Below are 21,006 nucleotides of genomic sequence, written 5' to 3' on the forward strand. Positions count from 1 at the left end.
GACTGTCCGTGAGGGGAACCCTGAGGGAATCAGAGTCCCCCCACGGACAGCTGATCAAGCCCCGATCCGGCGTTCGAAGCCCTCCGGGACGATCAGGTCGTCGCGGCTCAGGTCGTGCACGCTGCGATGCCCCAACGCGAGCAGCGTCGAGTCGATGCCGTTGCGCAGCACGTCCAGCACGTTCTCCACCCCGGCCTGCCCGCCCGCCGCGAGGCCCCACAGGTACGCGCGCCCGATCAGGACTGCGCGTGCCCCTAGCGCGAGTGCCTTCACGACATCGCTCCCGCGCCGGATTCCGCCGTCCAGCAGCACTTCCACCTCGTTGCCCACCGCTTCGGCGACCGCGGGCAGTGCGCGGATCGTGGCGGGAGTGCCGTCGAGGTTGTTGCCGCCGTGGTTGGACACCGAGATCGCGCTGACCCCGGCGTCCACCGCGCGGCGTGCCTCGTCGACGCGGTACACGCCCTTCAGCAGGAACGGCCCGTCCCACTGCTTCCGCAGCCAGCTCACGTCTTCCCAGCTCGGCGGCGCGGTCTGCATCCACTGGCCGTACGCGCCGAAGAACGACGGCACCGGCGTCCCGGGCTCGGCCATGTTCGGGACGCTGAGGTCGGGCAGCTTCTTGGTGCGCGCGTACGCGAGCAGCCACCGCGGATGCATCATGCCCTCGGGCGCGAAGCGGATCAGTTCGCGCAGCGTCAGCTTGTCCGGGATGTGCGGGCTGCCCCAGTCGCGGCTGTGCGAGAACGACCAGTCGAGCGTGAGGATGATCCCGACCGCCCCCGCCGACCGGGCCCGGTCCAGCCGTTGGAGGATGTCGTCGCGGCTGCCGGTCCAGTAGACCTGGAAGTACGTATTGGGGTTGGCCGCCACCACCTCCTCGACGGGCTTGCTGGCGAACGACGACAGCCCCATCGACGTCCCGCGAGCGGCGGCCGCACGGGCGACCGCGACCTCGCCGTCGGGATGCACGGCCTGCACGCCGGTCGGCGAAATCAGCACGGGCAGCGCGACGTCACGGCCGAGGACGCTCGTGCTCAGATCGCGTTCGCCGGGCAGTCCGGCGGTGCGCGGCGCGAAGCGCAGTTCGTCGTACGCGGCCAGATTGTCTTGCAGCGTCAGCCCTTTTTCCGAACCGGCGATCAGCGCCGAGTAGACGGACGCGGGCAGGCGCTTCTTCGCCCGCCGCTGTGCTTCGGCGATCGATTCGAACCAGGTGATGCTCATCGTTTTCCCTTCGGGTCGACGCGCAGAGGGCGCCAGGTGATGCGCGGCCGCAGCGGGACCGCGGTCCGGTGGTCGAGGCAGCCCGCCCACACCCCGGTGCCGTACGCGAGGTCGTCGGCGATCGCGCCGGTGGTGTAGCGGAGCGGGCCGAGGTCGGGTCGTTGCCGGAGCCAGGCGGTCAGCGGCGGTCCGGCGAGCAGCGACGCGATCGCAGCCCGTCGTCCCCAGCGCTTTCGACCGCCCGGCAACAAAAGCGTGGCGAGCAGGGGAGCGGCGAATTGTGTGCTGTACCGGCCGAAACCGAGCCAGGTTTGGCCAACCGCGGTGCCCATCGCGCGCACGACACCGTGTGTCGGCACGTCACTTCGGCGCAGCACGCGGGCCATGGTCAGCACTGCGCCCGTGAAGGCGGCGGCGGCCGGAAGCGGACGGCGGGCCAGAAGCGCGGCGACGGTCAGCGTTGGCCACGGGTGCAAGACGAGCGGGGCCATCGCGGCCGGTCGGCGGATGGCCAACGGTGCGGCGGACGTGCCGTAACTGGCGCGACGGCGGAGCAACGCGCGCCAGGTGGTCGGCTCGTGGTGGTCGACGTGTGCGGACGGGTCGTAGCGGATTCGGAAGCCAGCGTCGTGGAGTCGCCAGCCGAGGTCGACGTCCTCGCCGACGCGCATTGCCGGGTCGAAAACCGCACCGTCACGGGCGACGGATTTCACTGCGGTCCGGCGAACGAGCAGAGCGGCAGTGGGCACATAGGACAGTCGCGTGCCGGGTGCGACGCGGGCGGCGGCGGTGCCGAGGTCGAGGCTGCTGGCGGCGCGGGTATAGCGGCCAGCCCACGTGCCGGGAGCGAGCGGACGCACGCGCGGCGCGACGGCGGCGACGAGCGGGTCGGCGAAATGCCCGGCCAGCTGGTCGATCCAGTCCGGCGACGGGACGCAATCGCTGTCCAGGAAGGCGATCAGATCGGTGGAAACGTGCTCCAGGGCGGTGTTTCGAGCCACGCCCGGGCCGCCGTTGATGTCGCGCCGGACGAGTTTCGCGCCATGCGCGGAGGCTGCTGCGGCAATGGCGGCGGGGTCGGCGGATCCGTCGTCGACGACCAGCGCGGGGTATCGGCCGTCGAGACCGGCGAGGCAGCGGCCGAGCAGTCCGGCGCGGTCGCGGACTGGAATCACAACGGTCGCGTCGGCGGTTTTGGCTGGTGGCAACGGGTGCGCGAACCCGGCGTCGGTGAGCAGCCGGGCGAGGACGCCTTCCGCGGACGTCTCGACTGGGTTGTCCGCCAAGCAAGCCCACGCCGTTCGCCCGGCCTTCGTCAGGCGTAGCACGCGGGCGGGGGAGCCGCCGAAAAGGAGGCCGTCGGGGAGTTGTTTGACGCTCGGGTCGACGGCGAGGCGGAATCCGGCGGGCAGCGGGGTGGTCACAGTGCCAGCCCTCCGTCCACCGGGACGACCGCGCCGGTCATCGCGCTGCTTTCCGGCCCGGCGAGGAAGGCCAGGACGGCGGCGACTTCGGCGGGATCGAGCAGCCGCTGCTGAGGTTGTTGCGCGGCAAACGTTTGCGTCGCCGGAAGGTCGTACAGCCGGGCGCTCTCTGCGAGGATCGGCGTGTCGGTCGAGCCCGGGCTGACGGCGTTCGCGGTGACGCCGGAGTCGCCCAATTCCGTGCCCAGCGCGCGAATCAGCCCGGCGACCCCCGCTTTCGCCGCGCAGTACGCGGCGAGTGTCGGCAGCCCGCGCGTCGCGGCGGCGGACGCGACGGCAAGGAACCGTCCGGCGCGCGGTTTCGGACACCGCAGCATCGCGGGAATCGCCACGTGGGCGAGGTTGAGGACACCGCGAAGGTTGACGTCGAGCACAGCGTCTTCCTGCTCCGGCGGCATTTCCCACAGCGGCACTCCGCCCGCGATCACTCCTGCCGCCGCGATGGCCGCGTCGAGCCCGCCCCAGCGTTGTTCTGCTTCCGCGACTGCTGCGGCCAGTTGCGCACGGTCGCGGACGTCCGCACGGAATTCCTCCGCCGTACCGCCGTCTTCCCGGATCATGTCGACCACTGTGGACAGTTCTTCGGCGGTGCCCATCGGGTAGGGGAGGACGGGGTTGTCTTCGGCGGCGTCGACCGCGAGCACTGCCCAGCCCTGTTCGGCCAGCTTTGCCGCGGTGGCTGCGCCGATGCCGCGCGCCGCGCCGGTCACGAGGGCGACTTTCACGGCGTCACCACGGAGGTCCAGTCGTGAACGTGCGCTCGCAACTGCGCGGCGAGGACGTCGAGGAGATCCCGGCCTTCGTCCGCGGTGGCTCCGGTGGGATCGCCGAGGATTCCGGTTTCGGTCACGGCCAGCACGCCGCCGTTGCGCAGAACCGGGAGCAACTCGCCCAGCGGACGATTATCGCCCGGTACCGCTTTCGCCATCTGCACCGCATCCGGACGAAGTGCCAGCTGCAGAGCGGTTTCCGGCCGTCCGGCGTGCGGATCGCCCTGCCAGCGAGGCTCGAACATCGAGACGTCCCGCGATTCGGTGCGCAAGATCGCGACCGCGCGAGTCACCGACGCCGCGTTTCCTCCGTGCGCGGACACGAAAAGCAGCCGCCGGAACGTTTCGCAGGCCGACCGGCCCAGTTCCACGAGCAGGAGTTCCGTGGCCGCTTGCCCGATCGAGAGCGTCCCGGCGAACCCGGCGTGTTCGCCGCTCGATCCGTACGGCACGGCCGGCGCGACCAGCACGTCCGGTCGTTCCGCGGCGAGCCGGTCGCACAACGCCGTCGCGATGTCGGTGTCCGTGCTCAGCGGCAGGTGCGGGCCGTGCTGCTCGGTGGCGCCGAGCGGCACGGCGAGGATCGCGCCGGACGCCGCGTGTTCGGCGACGTCCGGCGACGACAGGTCAGCCAAGCGCATCTCAGCGGCCCGGCCCCGGTGCGAAACCGGCGAGCGGATTTTCGTCGCAGGCCCGGTCCGGCGGACGGCGCATGCCGATGGTCACCGGCACGGGTTCGCGCTTGCGTGTGCGGTGCGAATGGTCCAGCGACGGTTTCGGCACGCTGCCCGCGGCGACCCCGGCCAGCGCGCGTTCGCCGTGGCCGCGCACGCATTCCGGGTCCGGACCGTCGAGCGGCAGCCCGGTGAAGAACTTCGCCGCCATGCACCCGCCGCGGCAGGCGTCGAACGCCGAACACGACGTGCAGGCCCCGCCGCTCTGCGGGCTGCGCAGTTCGGCGAACAGCTCGGATTCCCGCCACACCCGGGTGAATCCGCCTTCGCCGCGGGTGTTTCCGGCGAGGAAGGTGTCGTGGATGGCGAACGGGCACGCGTAGACGTCGCCGACCGGGTCGACCAGGCACACCACCCGGCCCGCCCCGCACAGGTTGAGCCCGGGCAGTCCGCCGTCGCCGTAGCCCGCCAGGTGGAAGAACGAATCGCCGGTGAGCACGTTTTCACCATGCTTCACCAGCCACTCGTACAGTTCCCGTTGCTGGGCGGCGGTGGGGTGCAGCTCGTCCCAGACGTCCGCGCCGCGGCCGGACGGGCGGAGCCGGGTGAGCCGCAGCTGGGCGCCGTAGCGGTCGGCAATGGCTTTGAAGTCGTCGAGCTGCCCCGCATTCTGCCGGGTCACCACGACAGAAATCTTGAAGTTCCCGAACCCCGCGGCGGAAAGGTTCTCCATCGCCCGGACGGCGGTGCGGTAGGAGCCGGGGCCGCGGACGTGGTCGTTGACCTCCTCGGTGGCGCCGTCGAGGGAGATCTGGACGTCGACGTAGTCGCTGCCGGCGAGCCGTTTCGCGACGTCCTCGGTGATCTTGATGCCGTTGGTGGAGAACTTGACGCCGACGTGGTGCTCGGTCGCGTAGTCGACCAGCTCCCAGAAATCGGGCCGGACGGTCGGTTCGCCGCCGCCGATGTTCACGTAGAACACCTGCATGCGCTCGAACTCGTCGATCAGCGCCTTGCACTCGGCGGTGCTCAGCTCGCGCGGGTCGCGGCGGCCGGACGAGGAAAGGCAGTGCACGCAGGAGAGATTGCAGGCGTAGGTGAGTTCCCAGGTGAGGCAGATCGGCGCGTCGAGCCCGAACTGGAATTCGTCGACAAGCGGCATCACACGCTCCTCGGATGGATCATGTCCGACGCCGCGAGCGCGGCGAGGGCGGCGCGGTAGCGGGGCAGTTCCGCCTGCGCGACCCCGGCCCGTGCGCAGGCGGCGCGGGCGGAGGGGTGGTCGGTCAGCGCCTGGACCGCGGCGAGCATGGTGCGGCTCTTGAGAAAGGACAGCCGGCGGGTGCCGAAGTGGTACAGCAGCGCGCCGAACCGCTCCGGCCGGATGGAGACCCGGCTGTCCAGTTCCCAAGCACCGTCCAGATCGAACGCCGCGGCGTCGCGGTCAGTAGACACCGCACATTCCGTCGATCGAGACCTCCTCGACGAGCAATTCGTCGGCTACGACCTCTTCGGCCCGCGTCTCGGCTGCGGCTGTCGTCTCGCTCATCGTGACTCCCTTGTCCCGCTCGGCGATATTTGACACTTGGTGTCGAATGTGACGGCGACAATACTGTCACCCAGTGTCAGAAGCAATGGCCCGCCCGCGCGAGACACCCGATCGGGCGTTCTCCCCGGCCGGGAACCGACTGCCCCGTTCGCCCGACTCCTCAGGAGGCGGACCACGCGAAGGGAGCAGGATGGCCATCGGCACAGACGACGCGCCACGCACCGAACGAGAACCGGCGACCGGATGGGCGGCGCTGCGTCCGCTCGTGTTGCGGCTGCACTTCTACGCCGGAGTGTTCGTCGGACCGTTCCTGCTGGTCGCTGCGCTGACCGGGATCGCGTACGTGTGGACGCCGCAGCTGGAGCAGGCTGTCTACTCGCGGGAGTTGCACGTCCCGGACGCCGCTGGCGCGGTCTCGCTGGACCAACAGGTTCTCGTCGCGCGCGGGCAGGTGCCGGACGGAAAGGTCATCGGCGTCCGCCCGGCACCGTCCGCGACTGACACCACCCAGGTGATCTTCGACCGTCCGGGTCTTGCGCCGAGTTATCGGTACACCGTGTTCGTCAATCCGCATGACGGCGCGGTTCGCGGCGCGCTGGAAACCTACGGTTCCGGGCAGGCGATGCCGGTGCGGGGCTGGATCGACACTCTCCACCGCAGCCTGCATCTCGGCGATTTCGGCCGGTTGTACAGCGAGCTGGCGGCGAGTTGGCTGTGGGTGATCACCCTCGCCGGGTTGGCTTTGTGGCTGGGCCGTCGTCGACGTTTGCGTGCTGTGCTGCTGCCTTCCGGCGGCAAGCCTGGACGGCGTCGGCTGCGTTCTTGGCATGGCTCGGCAGGGCTGTGGATCGCTGCGGGGCTGTTGTTCCTCTCCGCCACCGGGTTGACGTGGTCCCTTCATGCGGGCGCGAACATCACCGACCTGCGGTCCTCTTTGGACTGGACTACGCCGTCGGTTTCGTCTGCTTCTCGGTCTCCCGGCGACGTCGGCTGGCAGGCGGTTCGCGACGCGACCGTGCGGGCCGGATTGTCCGACCCGGTGGAGATCCGGCCGCCTTCCGCGGGTGGCTACGTGGTGCAGCAGATCGGGCGGGGCTGGCCGTCCAAACAGGACTCGATGGCTGTTGATCCCGGTACGGGCGTTGTTGCTGGGACGCTGAGGTTCGCTGATTATCCGCTCGCCGCGAAGCTGAGCCGATGGGGGATTGACGCGCACATGGGGCTGCTGTTCGGGGTCGCGAACCAGATTGTGCTGACCGTGCTGGGGGCGGCGTTGGTTTGTGTTGTGGGGTGGGGGTACCGGATGTGGTGGCTGCGGGGCCGCTCCGGGCGATCGGCGGCGGGCGGCTGGTTGCGCGGTGGGGGACGTTCCGGCGAGTCGGGCGGCTTGGACCGATCGCCGAAGGATTACGGGTGGCGGCGTGGCCGGGCTCGATTCGGCCGGTTGCCGATGCGCGGCGCGTGGCGGCGGATCCCCGGGCGAGTGCTGGCTCCGGTGCTGGTCGTGGTGGCGGTCGTGGGGTGGTTCCTGCCGGTGTTCGGGGTGTCGCTGGTGGGATTCCTGGCCGTGGACTGCCTGCTGGGCTTGCGCCGGGAGGTCGCGCGATGATCGCCGAAGCGGGTTTGCGCTGGATCCTCACGCTGCTGTTCGCGGCGGCCGGGGCGTTCTGCCTGTACCGATGCGCGCGGCGTCCCGGCGTCAGCGGACGAGTGGCGGACGCGCTGCACGCGGCGATGTGCGTCGGGATGGTGACGATGGCTTGGCCCGCGACGATGACTTTCGCCCGAATGCCGCAGGTCGTGCTGTTCGCGGCGGCGGCCGGATGGTTCGCGGTGAGCGCGGCGCTGGGCATGGGGCACGGACGGCTGCCGGGAGCGCACCACGCGCTGATGATGGCCGGGATGGCGTGGATGGCGTTCGTGATGCCGTCGGCGATGGCGGGAATGACGATGTCCGCGACGGCGATGGGCGGCGAGCACGCCGGGATGGACATGGGCGACGCGGGCATGACGATGACTGGACACGCGCCCGCGCACGTGGTGGCGGTCGCGGCTGTGCTGGCGGTGGTCTTTCTGGTGGCCGGGGTCGCGTGGCTGGCCCGGGCGATCGATCGCGCCCGGACGGTTGCCCGGCCTGGACGGCGGGAGGTCGGGCTGGCGATGGAGGGCGTGATGAGCTTGGGCATGGCGGTGATGGCGGTCGCGATGATCTGAGCCGTGAGCCGTGAGCCGTGAGCCGTGAGCCGTGAGCCGTGAGCCGTGAGCCGTGAGCCGCGAACCGTGAGCCGCAGGCCGCGAGCCGCGGGCTGCGAACCGCGAGCCGCGGGCTGCGAACCGCGAACCGCGAACCGCGAACCGCGGGCCGCGGGCCGCGTCGGCTGGGTGTCGCGAACGAGCAATCGTCCGCCCGGGCGCTGCTGGCGTGCGGTTCGCGTCGCGGCGAGATTCCTTGCTCGCGTGTCCGGCCGGGGTGAGCTGCTTGGCCGGAACGCGCGAGCGGGGACGGGCGTCAGGCGGCGCGGTGCCGTCCGGTCGGGCGTTGGGAATCGCGGCCGCGTTTCGGGTGCGGGCGGACCAGAGCGAGCGCGCCGTGGGTGGTCACGGCGGTCTGGTCCGGGTCGTTGGCGGTGTCGGCGAGGTCCGGGCCCGGCTGGTGCCGGAGGCGGTGCTGGCGGTGGACCGCGTAGAGCAGTGCCAGCCCGACGACGAGGAAGACGTGCGACAGCACCCGGGCGACGGTCACCCGGTCGCCGATCAGGTCGCTGGTCGTGAGCACGGCGAGGACGATCACGAAGCCGGTGATCATCGGCAGTTGCCCGGCCGCCGCGCGGGTTCGCAGGGCGGCCCACAGCAGTCCGACGCCGACCGCGAGGTTCCAGGCCGCGCTTTCGTTGATGAGGTGGCCTTCCATGAAACCGCCGTGGGCGTGGTCCATGCCCAGCAGTTGTGCGAACGCCAGCCCGCACTGGACCAGCCCGACCAGTCCCAGCGCGACCCGCAGCCCCCATTTTTCCCGGGGCGGGGCCGGGGTTTCGGCGAGGATCCGGTCGGTGAGGTCGGGCACCTCGGGCGCGCTGCGGACCAACATCGTGCGGCGCAGCGTCGCGCTTCTTTCGTACCAGCTCCGGCACGACGCGCAAGTCTCGAGGTGCTGGTCGACCTGCGGTTCGGGCAGCGGGCCCGCTTCGCCGTCGAGTCGCGCGGACAGCGCTTCGCGGAAGATTTCACAGCTCACGTCTGTCATAGTCGCTCGGACGCGCGCCTGAGTTCCCGGCGGGTTCGGCGATTTTCCCGGCACCTGGTCGTGGCGCCGCCGCCGGACGGCATGGACTACCGTGACATCCGTGTCCACCGGCCGCGACAACGACGACGAGCGGATCACCGCGCTGGCCCTCGCCGCGGGCCGCGGTGACCAGGCCGCATTGGAAGCCTGGATCCGCGCGACGCAAGCCGACGCGTGGCGGTTCCTGGCCCACCGCACCAGCCCGGCCGACGCGGACGACCTCACCCAGGAAACGTACCTGCGCGCGTTCGGCTCCCTGCCGCGCTTCGCGGGCCGGTCGTCGTCGCGGACGTGGCTGCTGTCCATCGCCCGCCGGGTGGTCGTCGACCGCATCCGCGCGCGCTCGGTCCGCCCCCGCGAATCCACGACGGCCGACTGGCAGCGCGCCGCCGAAGAACAATCGGCCCGGACGCGCACGGCGGGTTTCGAGGACCTCATCGAATTGGGCCTCCTGCTCGACACTCTCGACGAGGACCGCCGCGAAGCCCTGGTGCTGACCCAATTCCTGGGCCTTTCCTACGCGGAAGCGGCCGAGGTGTGCGGCTGCCCGGTCGGCACGGTGCGTTCCCGGGTGTCCCGCGCCCGTGATGATTTGCTGCGCGCGCAGGAGGAGAGCGACACCGCTATGTGATGCGGGTCGTTCCGTTCTGCCGCTTGGGTGTTGGCGTGGGTTGCTTGGTAGCGGGCCGGATCTGCTCGGCTGTCGGCGAGTGGGTCGGCCGTCCGGTAGCAGGCGGATCGCCTTGGTTACCGGGCGGGTCGCTGCTCGAGTCAGAGCCAAAGCGGGGTGGACGGCTGGTCGTATCGGACGACGGCGGCGGGCCGGTCGCTCGACGGCGATCGTCTGGAGTGGACGGTGGCGGATTGCCGGGCTAGGTGATCGGCTTCGCTTTCCCGAGCCGAGCCGAGCCGAGCCGAGCCGAGCCGAGCCGAGCCGAGCCGAGCCGAGCCGAGCCGAGCCGAGCCGAGCCGAGCCGAGCCGAGCCGAGCCGAGCCGAGCCGAGCCGAGCCGTCGTTCCGGCAGCCTGGTAGGGCCCGCCGTGGGATCCGGCCGTGACGCAGGTCGCGGGAACTCGCGGCCGTCTCCGCCCGACTATTCTGCTGTGCGCACTATTCCGGCCCCGCACCGGCGGGGTTTGCTTGCCGCCGCGGGGTTTGCCGCCGTGGCCGTCGTGGCGGTGGTCGCCGCGGCGGGCGATGTCTATGCCGCTCTCGGCAACCCGGCTCCCGGCCCGTTGACGTCCTTCGGCACCTCCTTGCTCCGGTTGATCGCCGACGCGGCCGGGGTGGTCTGCGTCGGCGCGCTGGCATTCGCGGCGTTTCTGAGCCCGCCGGGCGAATCGGGACGGCTCTCCCCGGACGGTTACGCAGCGACCCGCACAGCAGCGGGCGCCGCGGTCGTCTGGGCGCTCGCTGCCGCGATGCTGGTGCCGTTCGACGCCGCTGACGCGTCCGGGCGATCGGTCTCCGAGGCGTTGCACCTGGCGAACCTCGCCGTCCTCGTCGACGCCATGGAGGAACCCAAAGCCTGGCTCTGCGTCCTGGCGGTGGCGACGGTCGTAGCGATCGGCGTTTGGCGCACGTTGACCTGGCGCACCACGGTGTGGTGGCTAGGCCTGGCCATCGTCGGGCTGCTGCCGCGGGCGATCGCCGGGCACGTTTCCATCGGCGCGTGGCACGACCTGGCCACGAATGCCTTGGTGTGGCACGTGATCGCGGCGGCGCTGTGGACTGGCACCCTCGTTGCGCTGCTGGTCCACGTCCGACGTTCGGGCTCGGTACGAGAAGTCGCGCTGCGTCGATATCGACGGTTAGCGACCTGTTGTCTCGTCGTACTCGCCGCGTCCGGAATAGTCGACGGTCTCGCGCTGGCCCGTCCGGCTGGATTAATTACTGGCTATGGCTTTCTCCTTGGGATAAAGGTCGTGGTCACGGTGGTGCTGGCGGTGCTGATCGCCGTCACGCGCCGTCGTTGGGGTGGCGGGAAAGCGGCTCTCGTGTCTGAGGTCGTGGTGCTGGCTGGGGCAATGGGCGTCTCGGCTGGGCTGGCGCGTCTGGTGCCACCGGCGTTCGTGGACGATCCGGCGACCGTCGGCGAGACCGTGCTCGGCTACGACCTGCCTGACCCTCCGACATTCGCCCGGCTCTTTCTCGATTGGCGTCCGGACTTGCTGCTCGGCGTCCTGGCAGTGCTCGCCGTCGTGGCCTACGCGGTCGGGGCGCGGCGTCTCCGCACTCGCGGCGACCACTGGCCGCGCGGCCGGTTCTGGGCGTGGACCTGCGGCTGGGCGACGGTGCTGATCGCGACGTCGTCCGGCCTGGGCAAGTACTCGTCCGGAACCTTCAGCCTGCACATGGTCATCCACATGACGCTGGCCATGCTCGCCCCGGTGCTGCTCGTGCTCGGCGGCCCGGTGACCCTCGCACTGCGCGCTTTGCCGGTGGCGGGCAAAGGACCGGACGGTCCGCGCGAGTGGCTGGTGGCCCTGCTGCATTCGCGGTTCACACGCCTGGTCGCACACCCGCTGGTGGCGTCAGTGGTGTTCGTCGGCTCGTACTACGCGCTGTACTTTTCGGGCCTGTTCGGCGAGGCGATGCGCTACCACTGGGCGCACCAGCTGATGAACCTCCATTTCCTCGTGTCCGGCTACGTCTTCTTCTGGCTGGTGATCGGCGTCGACCGCCCGCCGCGCTCGTTGCCGCATCTGGCGCGGCTCGGCATGATGTTCGCGGTGATGCCGTTCCACGCGTTCTTCGGCGTGATCCTGATGAACAAGCAGACGGTGATCGCCGAGACGTTCTACCGGTACCTGTCCCTGCCGTGGATGCCTGACCTCCTCTCTGACCAACGTCTTGGCGGCGGAATCGCCTGGGCCACCGGGGAAATCCCGATGATCGTGGTCGTCGTGGCGCTGCTGGTGCAGTGGGGCCGCCACGACGACCGCGAAGCCGCGCGTCTGGACCGTCGCTTCGACCAAGGCGACGACGACGATTTCGCCGCCTACAACGCGATGCTCGCCAACCTGGCGGCCAGAAGGCAGTAGCCGCGGCCCGATGCCTGCCTCAGCGAATCAGGTCGATCACTCCTGAGTTTCGCTCGACCGGCATCGGCCCGCCGCACGCTGAAATCTGGCAGTCCGCAGATCGCGTCCCACCTCGGGAAGCCACGATCTCCGGGCATCGCAACGATTCTGTCGCTAAACCACGGCAGTCACCACCTTGTCCAAGGCTCCGTCCTTGACGTCTTCGACGAGAACTTTCAGCTGTGCCAAGCTCATCTGCACGCGTTGCCCGAAGTCGTCGGTCAAGACGACGCGACGCTCCGCCGGGGCGGCGTCGTCGAGGAACAGCTCCGGGCAGCCGCAGTCGCAGTTGCCGCAGAACGTGGTCACGTGCCGCAGATCTCCTGATGCGGCAAAGGTTTCGGACATCTTCGCTCCTGTCTGATCGGGTCGGGCCGGGCACTGCCACCATCTGGATAGTCGTCGGGGAGGGTCGAAAGGTTCCCAAGTCACCCGAAGGAGTGGCGGCGGAAAACCAGGCGTACTATGGAAATCAGTCCGCCTTTCGGCGTCGGCACTGCCACCGCTTTCGTGCCCGTCCTGGAATTCGGAGAACCATGTCCACGCAGACCGCTGCCCCCGCGGCGACCCCGACCCGTCACCTCGATCTCGCCGTCGGCGGGATGACCTGTGCCGCTTGCGCGGCGCGCGTCGAGCGTTCCCTCGGCAAGCTCGACGGCGTCCGCGCCACGGTGAACTACGCGACCGAACGCGCGACCGTCCACTATCCACCTGACCTCGATCCCGCCTCGCTGGTCGCGACGATCGAGCGGGCGGGCTACACCGCGACTGTCCGCGGCGAAACGAGCCCGGAAAACCGCGACGCGCGGGTTCGCGATCTGCGCCGTCGGCTGATCGTGGCCGCGGTGCTGGCTGTCCCGCTGGGAAACCTGTCGATCACGCTCGCGCTCGTGCCGTCGTTGCGGTTCCCGTTGTGGGAGCTGGTGTGCTTGCTGCTCGCGACGCCGGTCGTGTTCTGGTCGGCGGCCCCGTTCCACCGTGCCGCGCTGCGCAATCTGCGGCACCGATCGTCCAGTATGGACACTCTCGTTTCCTTGGGGGTGTTGGCGTCCTACCTGTGGTCGGCCGCTTCGGTGCTGGTCGGATCAGGCAGCGAGGCGGGCTACTGGATCGGGTTCGGCGCGACCGCGCCGGGCGCGGATTCGGTGTACCTCGATGTCGCGGCAGGCGTGACGACGTTCTTGCTCGCTGGCAGGTACTTCGAGGCGCGGTCCCGGCGTGGCGCGGCGGACCTTCTCGGGGCGCTGGACGCGCTGGCGGCGAAGGACGTGCGGATTCTGCGCGCGGACGGCGAAGTGCTGGTCGGAATCGGCGAACTGGCGGTCGGCGACCGGTTCGTGGTGCGGCCGGGGGAGAAGATCGCCGCTGACGGAACTGTCGACAGCGGTTTGTCCACAGTGGACGTCACTGCCATCACGGGAGAACCGGTGCCGGCGGAGGTCGGGCCGGGAAACCGGGTGATCGGCGGGAGCATCAACCTGAACGGCCGGCTGGTGGTGCGTGCGGAGGCAGTCGGGGCGCGGTCGCAGCTGGCGCAGATGAGCGCGCTGGCCGAGCGGGCGCAGGAGCGGAAGGCGGCGGTGCAGCGGCTGGCCGACCGGGTGTGCGCGGTGTTCGTCCCGGTGGTTTCGGCGCTCGCCGTGCTCACGCTGGCGGGGTGGTTGCTCAGCGGGCACCCGGTGCGGGACGCGTTCGGGGCGGCGGTGTCCGTGCTGATCATCGCGTGCCCGTGTGCGTTGGGGCTTGCGACGCCGACGGCGTTGATGGTCGGCGTCGGGCGGGGCGCGCAGCTCGGGATCCTGGTGAAGGGGCCGGACGCGCTCGAGGCGAGTCGCACGGTCGACACCGTCGTGCTGGACAAGACCGGCACGGTGACCGAGGGACGGATGACTCTCGCCGAGACCAGGGCGTTCGGGTCGTTTTCGTCGACGGAAGCGCTTCGTCTCGCGGCCGCGGTGGAAGCTTCGTCGGAACATCCGATTGCGGCAGCGATTGTCGCTGGTGGGCCGGAGGCGCTTCCGGCCGCAGCGCAGTTCGAGGCCTTGCCGGGGCTGGGTGCGCGTGGTGTCGTCGAGGGAACGGCAGTCGTGGTCGGGCGGCCGAAGTTGCTGGTCGGCGAAGGGGTTTCGGTTGGCCCTGAGGTCGAGGCTGAAGTGGCGTCGGCGGAGGCGGGCGGGGCGACGGTCGTGCTCGTGTCGAAGGCCGGCGAGGTCGCGGGCATGCTCGTAGTGCGGGACGAGGTGAAGCCGTCGGCGCGGGCGGCGGTCACGCAGTTGCATCGGCTGGGATTGAAAACGGTGCTGCTGACCGGCGATAACGAGGCGACGGCGCAGGCGGTCGCGGCGGAGGTCGGGATCCCCGAGGTGCTCGCCGGGGTTTTGCCCAGCGAGAAGGCGGCGGCGGTGTCCGCGTTGCAGCGCAAGGGACATCGGGTAGCGATGGTCGGCGACGGAGTGAACGATGCTCCGGCGCTGGCGACCGCGGATCTCGGGCTGGCCGTCGCGGAGGGAACCGATCTGGCCTTGCGGTCGGCCGACATCATCCTGGTCCGCGACGATCTGTCGGTGCTGCCGGACGCGATCCGTCTCGCTCAGCGGACATTGCGCACTATCCGCGGCAATCTCGTCTGGGCGTTCGGGTACAACGTGGCCGCGTTGCCGCTCGCCGCGTGCGGGCTGCTGAATCCGCTGATCGCGGGGGCCGCGATGTCGCTGTCGTCGGTGCTGGTGGTGGCCAACAGCTTGCGGCTGCGGAATTTCGCGCCCGGCCGCTGAGCCGGGGGTGGGCGGGATCACCCTGGCCGTCGCTCACTCGATTAGGTTAGGTTTGCCTAATCAGTCGGCGACGGAGGGTGAGGTGCGCGGTGACGCGGGACGCGGAAGCCGGGATCGAGGGGCGGGTCGCGCTGGTCACCGGCGGTGCGCGCGGGATCGGCGCGGCCGTCGTGGAGGCGCTTGCCCGCGCCGGTGCCGTGGTGGCCGCGGTCGACATTGACGAGGAGGGGTTGCGGGAGGTTGCCGCGCGTGACTACGGCGCGGGGCGGGCTCGGGCGGATGCCGGGAATGCTTCGAACGGTGGAGCGCTTGGCGACGCTGCGCCGGGTTCTCTGGCGGCGGGTGCACCGGAGGGGCGTGGTGTTGAGCGATTATCCGGGCATGCACCGGAGGGGTGTGACGTTGAGCGATTATCCGGGCATGCACCGGAGGAGCGTGATGTTGAGCGACTTTCCGGGCATGTTCTGGCGGGGACGTCCGTAGGCGGCGATGTCTCGGGGAGCCTTGCGGCCGAGGTCGTGTCGGAGCGTGCGGACGGCGATGCTGCGCAGATAACGGCCGATGCGGCGCGGGCTTGTGCGGAGGCGGGTGCCGGGCCGCCGGTCGGGGGCCGAGGCGGGCGGGTGGTGCCGTTCGTGGCGGATGTGGGGGATCCGGCAGCGGTTGCGCGGGTTGTCGCGGATGTCGAGCGGGAGTTGGGGCCGATCGGGATCGGGGTGTCTGTCGCGGGGGTGTTGCGGCCTGGAAGCGTCAGCGAGACCAGCGACGAGGATTGGGCGGCGACCTTCGCGGTCAACTCGACGGGGGTTTTCACTGTGCTGCGCGAGATCTCCCGGCGGATGCAGCCGCGGGGGAGTGGGGCGCTTGTCACCGTGGGCTCGAATGCGGCTGGTGTCCCGCGGACCGGGATGGCGGCTTATGCGGCTTCGAAGGCGGCGGCGACCATGCTCACCCGCTGTCTCGGGCTGGAGCTCGCCGGCTCGGGGATTCGGTGCAATATCGTCTCGCCGGGGTCGACGGATACCGACATGCAACGTCTACTGTGGACGGACGACTCCGGCGAAGCCCGTGTGATCGCGGGGAATCCCGAGGAATTCCGCGTCGGGATTCCGCTCGGGCGGATCGCCGACCCGGCCGATATCGCGGACGCTGTGTTGTTCCTCGCGTCCGACCGGGCGCGGCACATCACCATGCAGAACCTCTACGTCGACGGCGGGGCCACGCTGCGTGCGTGACCCGGGTTGACCCGCCGGGCGGCTTTTCCTTTTCGTCCGGATACGGTAGCGTCCATTAGGTTAGGCTAACCGAACAGTCAAGGTCTGGACCTTGTCCAAGGAACAGACGGGCGGCTCGGCCGCCTGCGCGTGTGCGAAAGGGAATTCACCTCGTGTCCTCACCTGCTCCGGCCCGTCCGCGGCCGGTCCACCGGGCGGCGGATCTCCTGGCCGCGTACCTGCCGGGGTCGTTCTACTACTCGTCGGCCCGCGGGGTGCTGCTCGCCGACGGGGTGCACTCGTGCGTCCGCGGCACACCCGGCAACCGGGCCGCGGCTGCCGCTGAGGCGTTGGAAGCCGCTGTGCTGGCGGGGGTTGCCCATCCGGTTGTGGTGGGAGCGATCGGGTTTCGGCCGGATTCCGGGAGCAGTTTGATCGTGCCCGCGGTGGTGCGCCGGGCCAAGGCGCCGGGCAACGCGGCGAGTGGGGCTTCGGGCGTGGATGGTCGTGCGGAGTTGGCTGGCGCGGATTCAGGCGTGGCCGGTCGTGCGGAGTTGGCTGGCGGGGTTTCAGGCGTGGGCGGTCGTGCCGAGTTGGCTGGCGCGGATCCGGGTGTGGGTGGTCGTGCGGAGCTGGCCGACGGGGTTTCAGGCGTGGGCAGTCGCGCGGAACTGGCTGGCGGGGTCTCCGCTGAGGGCGATCGCGGGGAGCCGAGCGGGTTCTCGGCGCAACCCTCCTGGACCGTAGTCCCTCAACCGGCCCCCGAGGTTTACGCCGAAAGTGTCCGTCGGGCCGTCGAGCTCATCACCGACGGGGAACTCGAGAAGGTCGTCCTTGCCCGGGCGCTGGATCTCGTGGGCCAGCAGGGCGTTTCCGTCCAGCGGCTGCTCCGCAACCTCGTCGTGGCCGACCCCGCGGCGCACGCGTTCGCCGTTGACGTCAGCGCCCCGGGGGATCCGGCGCCGCGGACGCTCGTCGGGGCTAGTCCGGAGTTGCTGGTGTCTCGCGAGGGCGACGTCGTGACCGCGAATCCGCTCGCTGGGTCGCGGAGGCGGACGGGGGACCCGGTCCAGGACGCACAGGCGATTGCCGAGTTGAGAGTGTCCGAAAAGGACCTCAACGAACACGCCCTCGTCGCCGCGCAGGTCGCGGAGGTGCTGGGGCGTTACTGCACTGAGCTGGAAGTTCCGCAAGAGCCGGAAGTGATTGGCACGCCTACGATGTGGCACCTTTCGACCCGGATCACCGGTCAGGTGGGGCCGGGTGGGCCGTCGTCGTTGGAGTTGGCTGAAGCCTTGCATCCGACGCCTGCGGTGTGCGGGGTGCCGGTCGATCTCGCGCGCGACACGATCGCGCGACTGGAACCCGAGGATCGCGGGTACTACGCGGGGCTGGTCGGGTGGACCGACCTCGCGGGGGACGGCGAATGGGTGGTCACGATCCGGTGTGCGGAGGTGTCCGACAAGACGGCGCGGCTGTTCGCGGGGGCCGGTGTCGTCGCTGGGTCTGATCCGGCGGCGGAATTGGCCGAGACCAGTGCGAAGTTCGGGACGCTGCTGCGTGCGCTGGGCGCGGAGGGGGTCGCGTGAACCTGTGGCCGGAAGAAACCGCGGCCAGGTATCGGGCCAGCGGGTATTGGCGGGGGCAGACGTTCGGGGCGTTGCTGACGTCGCTCAAAGAAGCGTATGCGGACCGGACGGCCGTGGTCGGCGAGGATCAGCGGTGGACGTTCGCCGAACTGGACGAGCGGGCGCATCGGTTGGCGGCTGGGTTCGTCGCCGGCGGGATCAAGCAGGGCGACCGGGTCGTCGTGCAGTTGCCGAACGTTCCGGAGTTCGTGTCTGTCGTTTTTGGACTGTGGCGGGCCGGTGCGGTGCCGGTGTTCGCGTTGCCCGCGCATCGCGACAGCGAGTTGCGGCACTTCGTGGAGCAGAGCGAAGCACAGGCGATTATCACCGTCGGAGAGCACGCTGGGCACAATCACGCGAAGATGGCGCGGGAGGTTGCCAAGGGGAAAGTCTTCGTCGTCGGCGAGCCGGAGTTCGCGGAGCTGGCGGCGACCGAACCGTGCGAGCTGCCGGAGCCGGATCCGGAGGGGATGGCGTTTCTGCAGCTGTCCGGCGGAAGCACGGGGTTGCCGAAGCTGATTCCGCGTACTCACGACGATTACCTTTACAGCGTAAGGGAAAGCGCGCGGATCTGCGGACTCAAGAAGGAAAGCGTGTATCTCGCGGCCCTGCCCGTCGCGCATAATTTCCCGCTCAGCTCGCCGGGGCTGCTCGGCGCGCTGCACGCGGGCGCGGCGACGGTGATGGCGCCGCGGCCGGACGCCGACACCGCGTTTCGGCTGATCGAGGCCGAAGGGGTCACCATCAGCGGGGTGGTTCCGCCGCTGGCGGCGGCTTGGGTGCAGGCAGCCGCGCGGACCGGGCGGGATCTGTCCTCTTTGGAGGTTCTGCTCGTCGGCGGCGCGAAATGCGGCCGGGAACTCGCCGAACGGATCGGTCCGGCGCTGGGATGTCAGTTGCAGCAGGTGTTCGGCATGGCCGAGGGGCTGGTCTGTTACACCCGGCTGGACGATCCCGACGACCTCGTCCTGAGCACCCAGGGGCGGCCGATCTCGCCGGACGACGAGGTGCGCGTCGTGAATCCGGACGATCCGCTGGCGAAGTCGGACCGCGTAGTCGAGCCCGGCGAAATCGGTGCGCTGCTCACGCGCGGGCCGTACACGATTCGCGGGTACTACAACGCGGACGAGCACAACAAGACCGCGTTCACCGAGGACGGCTTCTACCGCACTGGCGATTTGGTGCGGCAACGGGAATCCGGGCATCTCGAGGTCGTCGGGCGGGCGAAGGAGCAGATCAATCGCGGCGGAGAGAAGGTCGCGGCGGAAGAGGTCGAGAACCACCTGATGGCGCATCCGGGCGTGCTCGACGCGGCCGTCGTCGCGGTGCCGGACGAGTACCTCGGCGAGCGGACCTGCGCGTATGTCGTTCCGGTGGAAGGAAACCAGCCGAGCGCGGCGGAACTGCGCCGGTTCATGCGCGGACGCGGGATCGCCGCGTTCAAGGTGCCGGATCTGGTGGAGGTGGTCGGGGAGTTCCCGGTCACCGGCGTGGGCAAGACCAGCAAACGCGAACTGCGGGCGGCGCTGGCCGCCCTGGCGAAGGAGAGGTGAGGCGTGTCCCTGCCGAAAATCCGGGCGTACCCGCTGCCGAGCGCGGCGGACCTGCCCGCGGGGCGGGTCGGCTGGCGGCCCGACCCGGCGCGGTCGGCCCTGCTCGTGCACGACGTCCAGCGGTATTTCCTCGCCCCGTATGAGGGTTCGCCGATTCCGGAGATGATCGCGAACATCGCGGAGCTCGCCGAGAAGGCGCGCAGCCACGGCATTCCGGTGTTCTACACCGCGCAGCCGGGCAAGCAGCCCGCCGCCGATCGCGGGCTGCTCACCGAATTCTGGGGCGACGGCATCGGCGCGGTGATCGACGACGACCCGCGCGCCGCCGACATCGTCGACGAGCTGGCCCCGCGACCGGGCGACACCGTGCTGGACAAATGGCGCTACAGCGCCTTCCAGCGCAGCACTTTCCGCGAGCAGCTCGGCGACCGCGACCAGCTGCTGATCACCGGTGTCTACGCGCACATCGGCTGTCAGACCACGGCGGTCGAGGCGTTCATGCGCGACGTCCGGCCGTTCCTGATCAGCGACGCGGTCGCGGACTTCGACCGCTCCCGGCACGACCAGGCGTGCGAGTACGTCGCGCAACGCTGCGGCGTCGTCACCACCACCGCCGACGCGCTCGCCGCGCTGTCGGCGCCGATTCCCGCAGGAGCACCTCGATGAGCACCCCCGGACTGACTGCCGGCCAGGTCAACGCGGACGTCGCCGAATTGCTCGGCTGCGGTCTCGACGAGCTGACCCCGGACACCGACCTCGCCGACCTCGGCCTCGATTCGATGCGGATCATGAGCCTGGTCGAGAAGTGGCGCGGCGCGGGCGCGGCGCAGCTGGAATTCGCCGACCTCGCCGAGGACCCGCGGCTCGGGCACTGGACGAAGCTGCTCACCGGCGGCGCGCAGTGAGCCGGGACGAGCACCGGCGCCGCCACACCGCCCGGATCGCGGAGGTCCGCGCGGGCCGTCAGGCCGAGAAAGTGCCGTACCCCATCCGGATCCGGCGCGCGGAGGTCGTGCGGACCAGCGCGGTCGGCACCGGGCTGCTGCGCGTCACCCTCGGCGGGCCGGGCACGACCGGGTTCGAGGCGCATTCGCCGGACGAGCACGTGAAGATCCTCTTCCCGGACGCGGACGGCCAGCTGCGGCTGCCCGAAGCGAACGGGGACATGCTCCGCTGGCCGAAGCCGTCGCCGGTTTCGCGCGAGTACACCGTCCGCCGCTACGACCCGGCGTCCGGCGAGCTGGACCTCGACGTCGCCCTGCACGACGGCGGTCTCGGCTCGGACTGGGCGCGGGCGGTGCGGCCGGGCGAGGCCGTGCACGTCGCCGGTCCGCCGGGCGGGCTGATCGTGCCGCACAACTACGACCGCTACCTGCTCGCCGGCGACATCACGGCGCTGCCCGCGCTCGCGCGCTGGCTGGAGGAACTGCCGCGGACCGCGGTGGGCTGGGCGTTCGCCGAGGTCGCCGACGCGAGCGAGCAGATCGACCTCGACGCCCCGGACGGCGTCGAAGTCCGCTGGCTGTACCGCGGCACCGGCAATCCGCCCGGCAGCGTCGAGCTTCTCGCCGACGCCGTGCGCGAAGTCAGGGTGCCCGAAGGCGAACGGCTTTACGCCTGGATCGCCGGAGAGGCGGGCGCGATCAAGCCGTTGCGCCGCTGGCTGCGCGACGACCTCGGGCTCGCCCGCGAGGACTGCGACGTGACCGGCTACTGGAAACGCGGCGTCGCCGACTTCGACGACGAGCACGATCACTGATCCATCAG

Annotated in this window: 20 protein-coding genes and 1 pseudogene; 12 read left to right on the forward strand and 9 right to left on the reverse strand. The window is 70.3% G+C overall.

Translation table 11 applies throughout. The features are described 5' to 3' along the window. Positions 1-54: 54 nt before the first annotated feature. The 7 genes from mftD to mftA are packed head-to-tail and all read right to left on the reverse strand — an operon-like array spanning position 55 to position 5,704. Positions 55-1,227: a pre-mycofactocin synthase MftD gene (gene mftD / locus ACFORO_RS06865; protein ID WP_377870506.1), complete on the reverse strand. Its 1,173-nt coding sequence runs from the start codon at positions 1,225-1,227 to the stop codon at positions 55-57. Beyond that, the gene (gene mftF / locus ACFORO_RS06870; RefSeq protein ID WP_377870507.1) at positions 1,224-2,651 is read right to left on the reverse strand and encodes a mycofactocin biosynthesis glycosyltransferase MftF; all 1,428 of its coding nucleotides are present in this window, start codon (positions 2,649-2,651) and stop codon (positions 1,224-1,226) included. Before mftF ends, mftD begins: the two co-directional genes overlap by 4 nt. Continuing rightward, positions 2,648-3,436: a mycofactocin-coupled SDR family oxidoreductase gene (locus ACFORO_RS06875; RefSeq protein WP_377870508.1), complete on the reverse strand. Its 789-nt coding sequence runs from the start codon at positions 3,434-3,436 to the stop codon at positions 2,648-2,650. Before ACFORO_RS06875 ends, mftF begins: the two co-directional genes overlap by 4 nt. Then, positions 3,433-4,122 (reverse strand): mycofactocin biosynthesis peptidyl-dipeptidase MftE, encoded by a 690-nt coding sequence (mftE, locus tag ACFORO_RS06880; RefSeq protein WP_377870509.1) that lies wholly within the window; start codon positions 4,120-4,122, stop codon positions 3,433-3,435. Before mftE ends, ACFORO_RS06875 begins: the two co-directional genes overlap by 4 nt. Position 4,123: 1 nt before the next feature. Beyond that, complete coding sequence (mftC, locus tag ACFORO_RS06885) at positions 4,124-5,317, reverse strand: mycofactocin radical SAM maturase (RefSeq protein WP_377870510.1); 1,194 nt, start codon at positions 5,315-5,317, stop codon at positions 4,124-4,126. Further along, the gene (mftB, locus tag ACFORO_RS06890; RefSeq protein WP_354743320.1) at positions 5,317-5,610 is read right to left on the reverse strand and encodes a mycofactocin biosynthesis chaperone MftB; all 294 of its coding nucleotides are present in this window, start codon (positions 5,608-5,610) and stop codon (positions 5,317-5,319) included. The genes mftC and mftB overlap by 1 nt, the downstream gene beginning before the upstream one ends. Continuing rightward, complete coding sequence (gene mftA / locus ACFORO_RS06895) at positions 5,600-5,704, reverse strand: mycofactocin precursor MftA (protein WP_377870511.1); 105 nt, start codon at positions 5,702-5,704, stop codon at positions 5,600-5,602. Before mftA ends, mftB begins: the two co-directional genes overlap by 11 nt. A gap of 190 nt (positions 5,705-5,894) precedes the next feature. Between mftA and ACFORO_RS06900 the strand changes: the two genes are divergently transcribed. Further along, positions 5,895-7,313: a PepSY-associated TM helix domain-containing protein gene (locus ACFORO_RS06900; protein WP_377870512.1), complete on the forward strand. Its 1,419-nt coding sequence runs from the start codon at positions 5,895-5,897 to the stop codon at positions 7,311-7,313. After that, a complete protein-coding gene (locus tag ACFORO_RS06905; RefSeq protein WP_377870513.1) occupies positions 7,310-7,918 on the forward strand; it encodes a DUF5134 domain-containing protein in 609 nt (202 codons plus the stop codon). Before ACFORO_RS06900 ends, ACFORO_RS06905 begins: the two co-directional genes overlap by 4 nt. 295 nt (positions 7,919-8,213) lie before the next feature. On the opposite strand, the gene ACFORO_RS06910 is transcribed toward ACFORO_RS06905, so the two are convergent. Then, positions 8,214-8,948 (reverse strand): zf-HC2 domain-containing protein, encoded by a 735-nt coding sequence (locus ACFORO_RS06910; RefSeq protein WP_377870514.1) that lies wholly within the window; start codon positions 8,946-8,948, stop codon positions 8,214-8,216. A 100-nt stretch (positions 8,949-9,048) separates the two neighbouring features. Between ACFORO_RS06910 and ACFORO_RS06915 the strand changes: the two genes are divergently transcribed. Both ACFORO_RS06915 and ACFORO_RS06920 read left to right on the forward strand, forming a co-directional pair. Then, complete coding sequence (locus ACFORO_RS06915) at positions 9,049-9,618, forward strand: sigma-70 family RNA polymerase sigma factor (RefSeq protein ID WP_377870515.1); 570 nt, start codon at positions 9,049-9,051, stop codon at positions 9,616-9,618. A 472-nt stretch (positions 9,619-10,090) separates the two neighbouring features. After that, positions 10,091-12,031, forward strand: coding sequence for a cytochrome c oxidase assembly protein (locus ACFORO_RS06920; protein WP_377870516.1), 1,941 nt, complete (start codon positions 10,091-10,093; stop codon positions 12,029-12,031). A gap of 153 nt (positions 12,032-12,184) precedes the next feature. Here the strand turns inward: ACFORO_RS06920 and ACFORO_RS06925 are convergent, their stop codons facing one another. Next, complete coding sequence (locus ACFORO_RS06925) at positions 12,185-12,418, reverse strand: hypothetical protein (protein ID WP_377870517.1); 234 nt, start codon at positions 12,416-12,418, stop codon at positions 12,185-12,187. A 188-nt stretch (positions 12,419-12,606) separates the two neighbouring features. Between ACFORO_RS06925 and ACFORO_RS06930 the strand changes: the two genes are divergently transcribed. The 8 genes and pseudogenes from ACFORO_RS06930 (at position 12,607) to ACFORO_RS06965 (ending at position 20,998) form a co-directional block, all read left to right on the forward strand. Next, entirely contained in the window at positions 12,607-14,844 is a 2,238-nt protein-coding gene (locus tag ACFORO_RS06930) for a heavy metal translocating P-type ATPase (protein WP_377870518.1), read from the forward strand. An 89-nt stretch (positions 14,845-14,933) separates the two neighbouring features. Next, positions 14,934-15,080 (forward strand): annotated as a pseudogene (locus tag ACFORO_RS06935) (SDR family NAD(P)-dependent oxidoreductase); the annotation flags it as partial. A 282-nt stretch (positions 15,081-15,362) separates the two neighbouring features. Then, the gene (locus ACFORO_RS06940) at positions 15,363-16,079 is read left to right on the forward strand and encodes a 2,3-dihydro-2,3-dihydroxybenzoate dehydrogenase (protein WP_377870612.1); all 717 of its coding nucleotides are present in this window, start codon (positions 15,363-15,365) and stop codon (positions 16,077-16,079) included. 152 nt (positions 16,080-16,231) lie between these two features. Next, positions 16,232-17,647 (forward strand): isochorismate synthase, encoded by a 1,416-nt coding sequence (locus ACFORO_RS06945; protein WP_377870519.1) that lies wholly within the window; start codon positions 16,232-16,234, stop codon positions 17,645-17,647. Then, complete coding sequence (locus ACFORO_RS06950) at positions 17,644-19,239, forward strand: (2,3-dihydroxybenzoyl)adenylate synthase (protein WP_377870520.1); 1,596 nt, start codon at positions 17,644-17,646, stop codon at positions 19,237-19,239. The genes ACFORO_RS06945 and ACFORO_RS06950 overlap by 4 nt, the downstream gene beginning before the upstream one ends. Before the next feature lie 3 nt (positions 19,240-19,242). After that, entirely contained in the window at positions 19,243-19,905 is a 663-nt protein-coding gene (locus ACFORO_RS06955; protein WP_377870521.1) for an isochorismatase family protein, read from the forward strand. Then, positions 19,902-20,144, forward strand: coding sequence for a phosphopantetheine-binding protein (locus ACFORO_RS06960; RefSeq protein WP_116199911.1), 243 nt, complete (start codon positions 19,902-19,904; stop codon positions 20,142-20,144). Before ACFORO_RS06955 ends, ACFORO_RS06960 begins: the two co-directional genes overlap by 4 nt. Beyond that, positions 20,141-20,998, forward strand: a complete 858-nt coding sequence (locus ACFORO_RS06965; RefSeq protein ID WP_377870522.1) for a siderophore-interacting protein — start codon at positions 20,141-20,143, stop codon at positions 20,996-20,998. Before ACFORO_RS06960 ends, ACFORO_RS06965 begins: the two co-directional genes overlap by 4 nt. The last annotated feature ends 8 nt before the right edge of the window (positions 20,999-21,006 follow it).

The sequence above is a fragment of the Amycolatopsis halotolerans genome (assembly GCF_042647905.1).
Lineage (GTDB): Bacteria > Actinomycetota > Actinomycetes > Mycobacteriales > Pseudonocardiaceae > Amycolatopsis > Amycolatopsis halotolerans.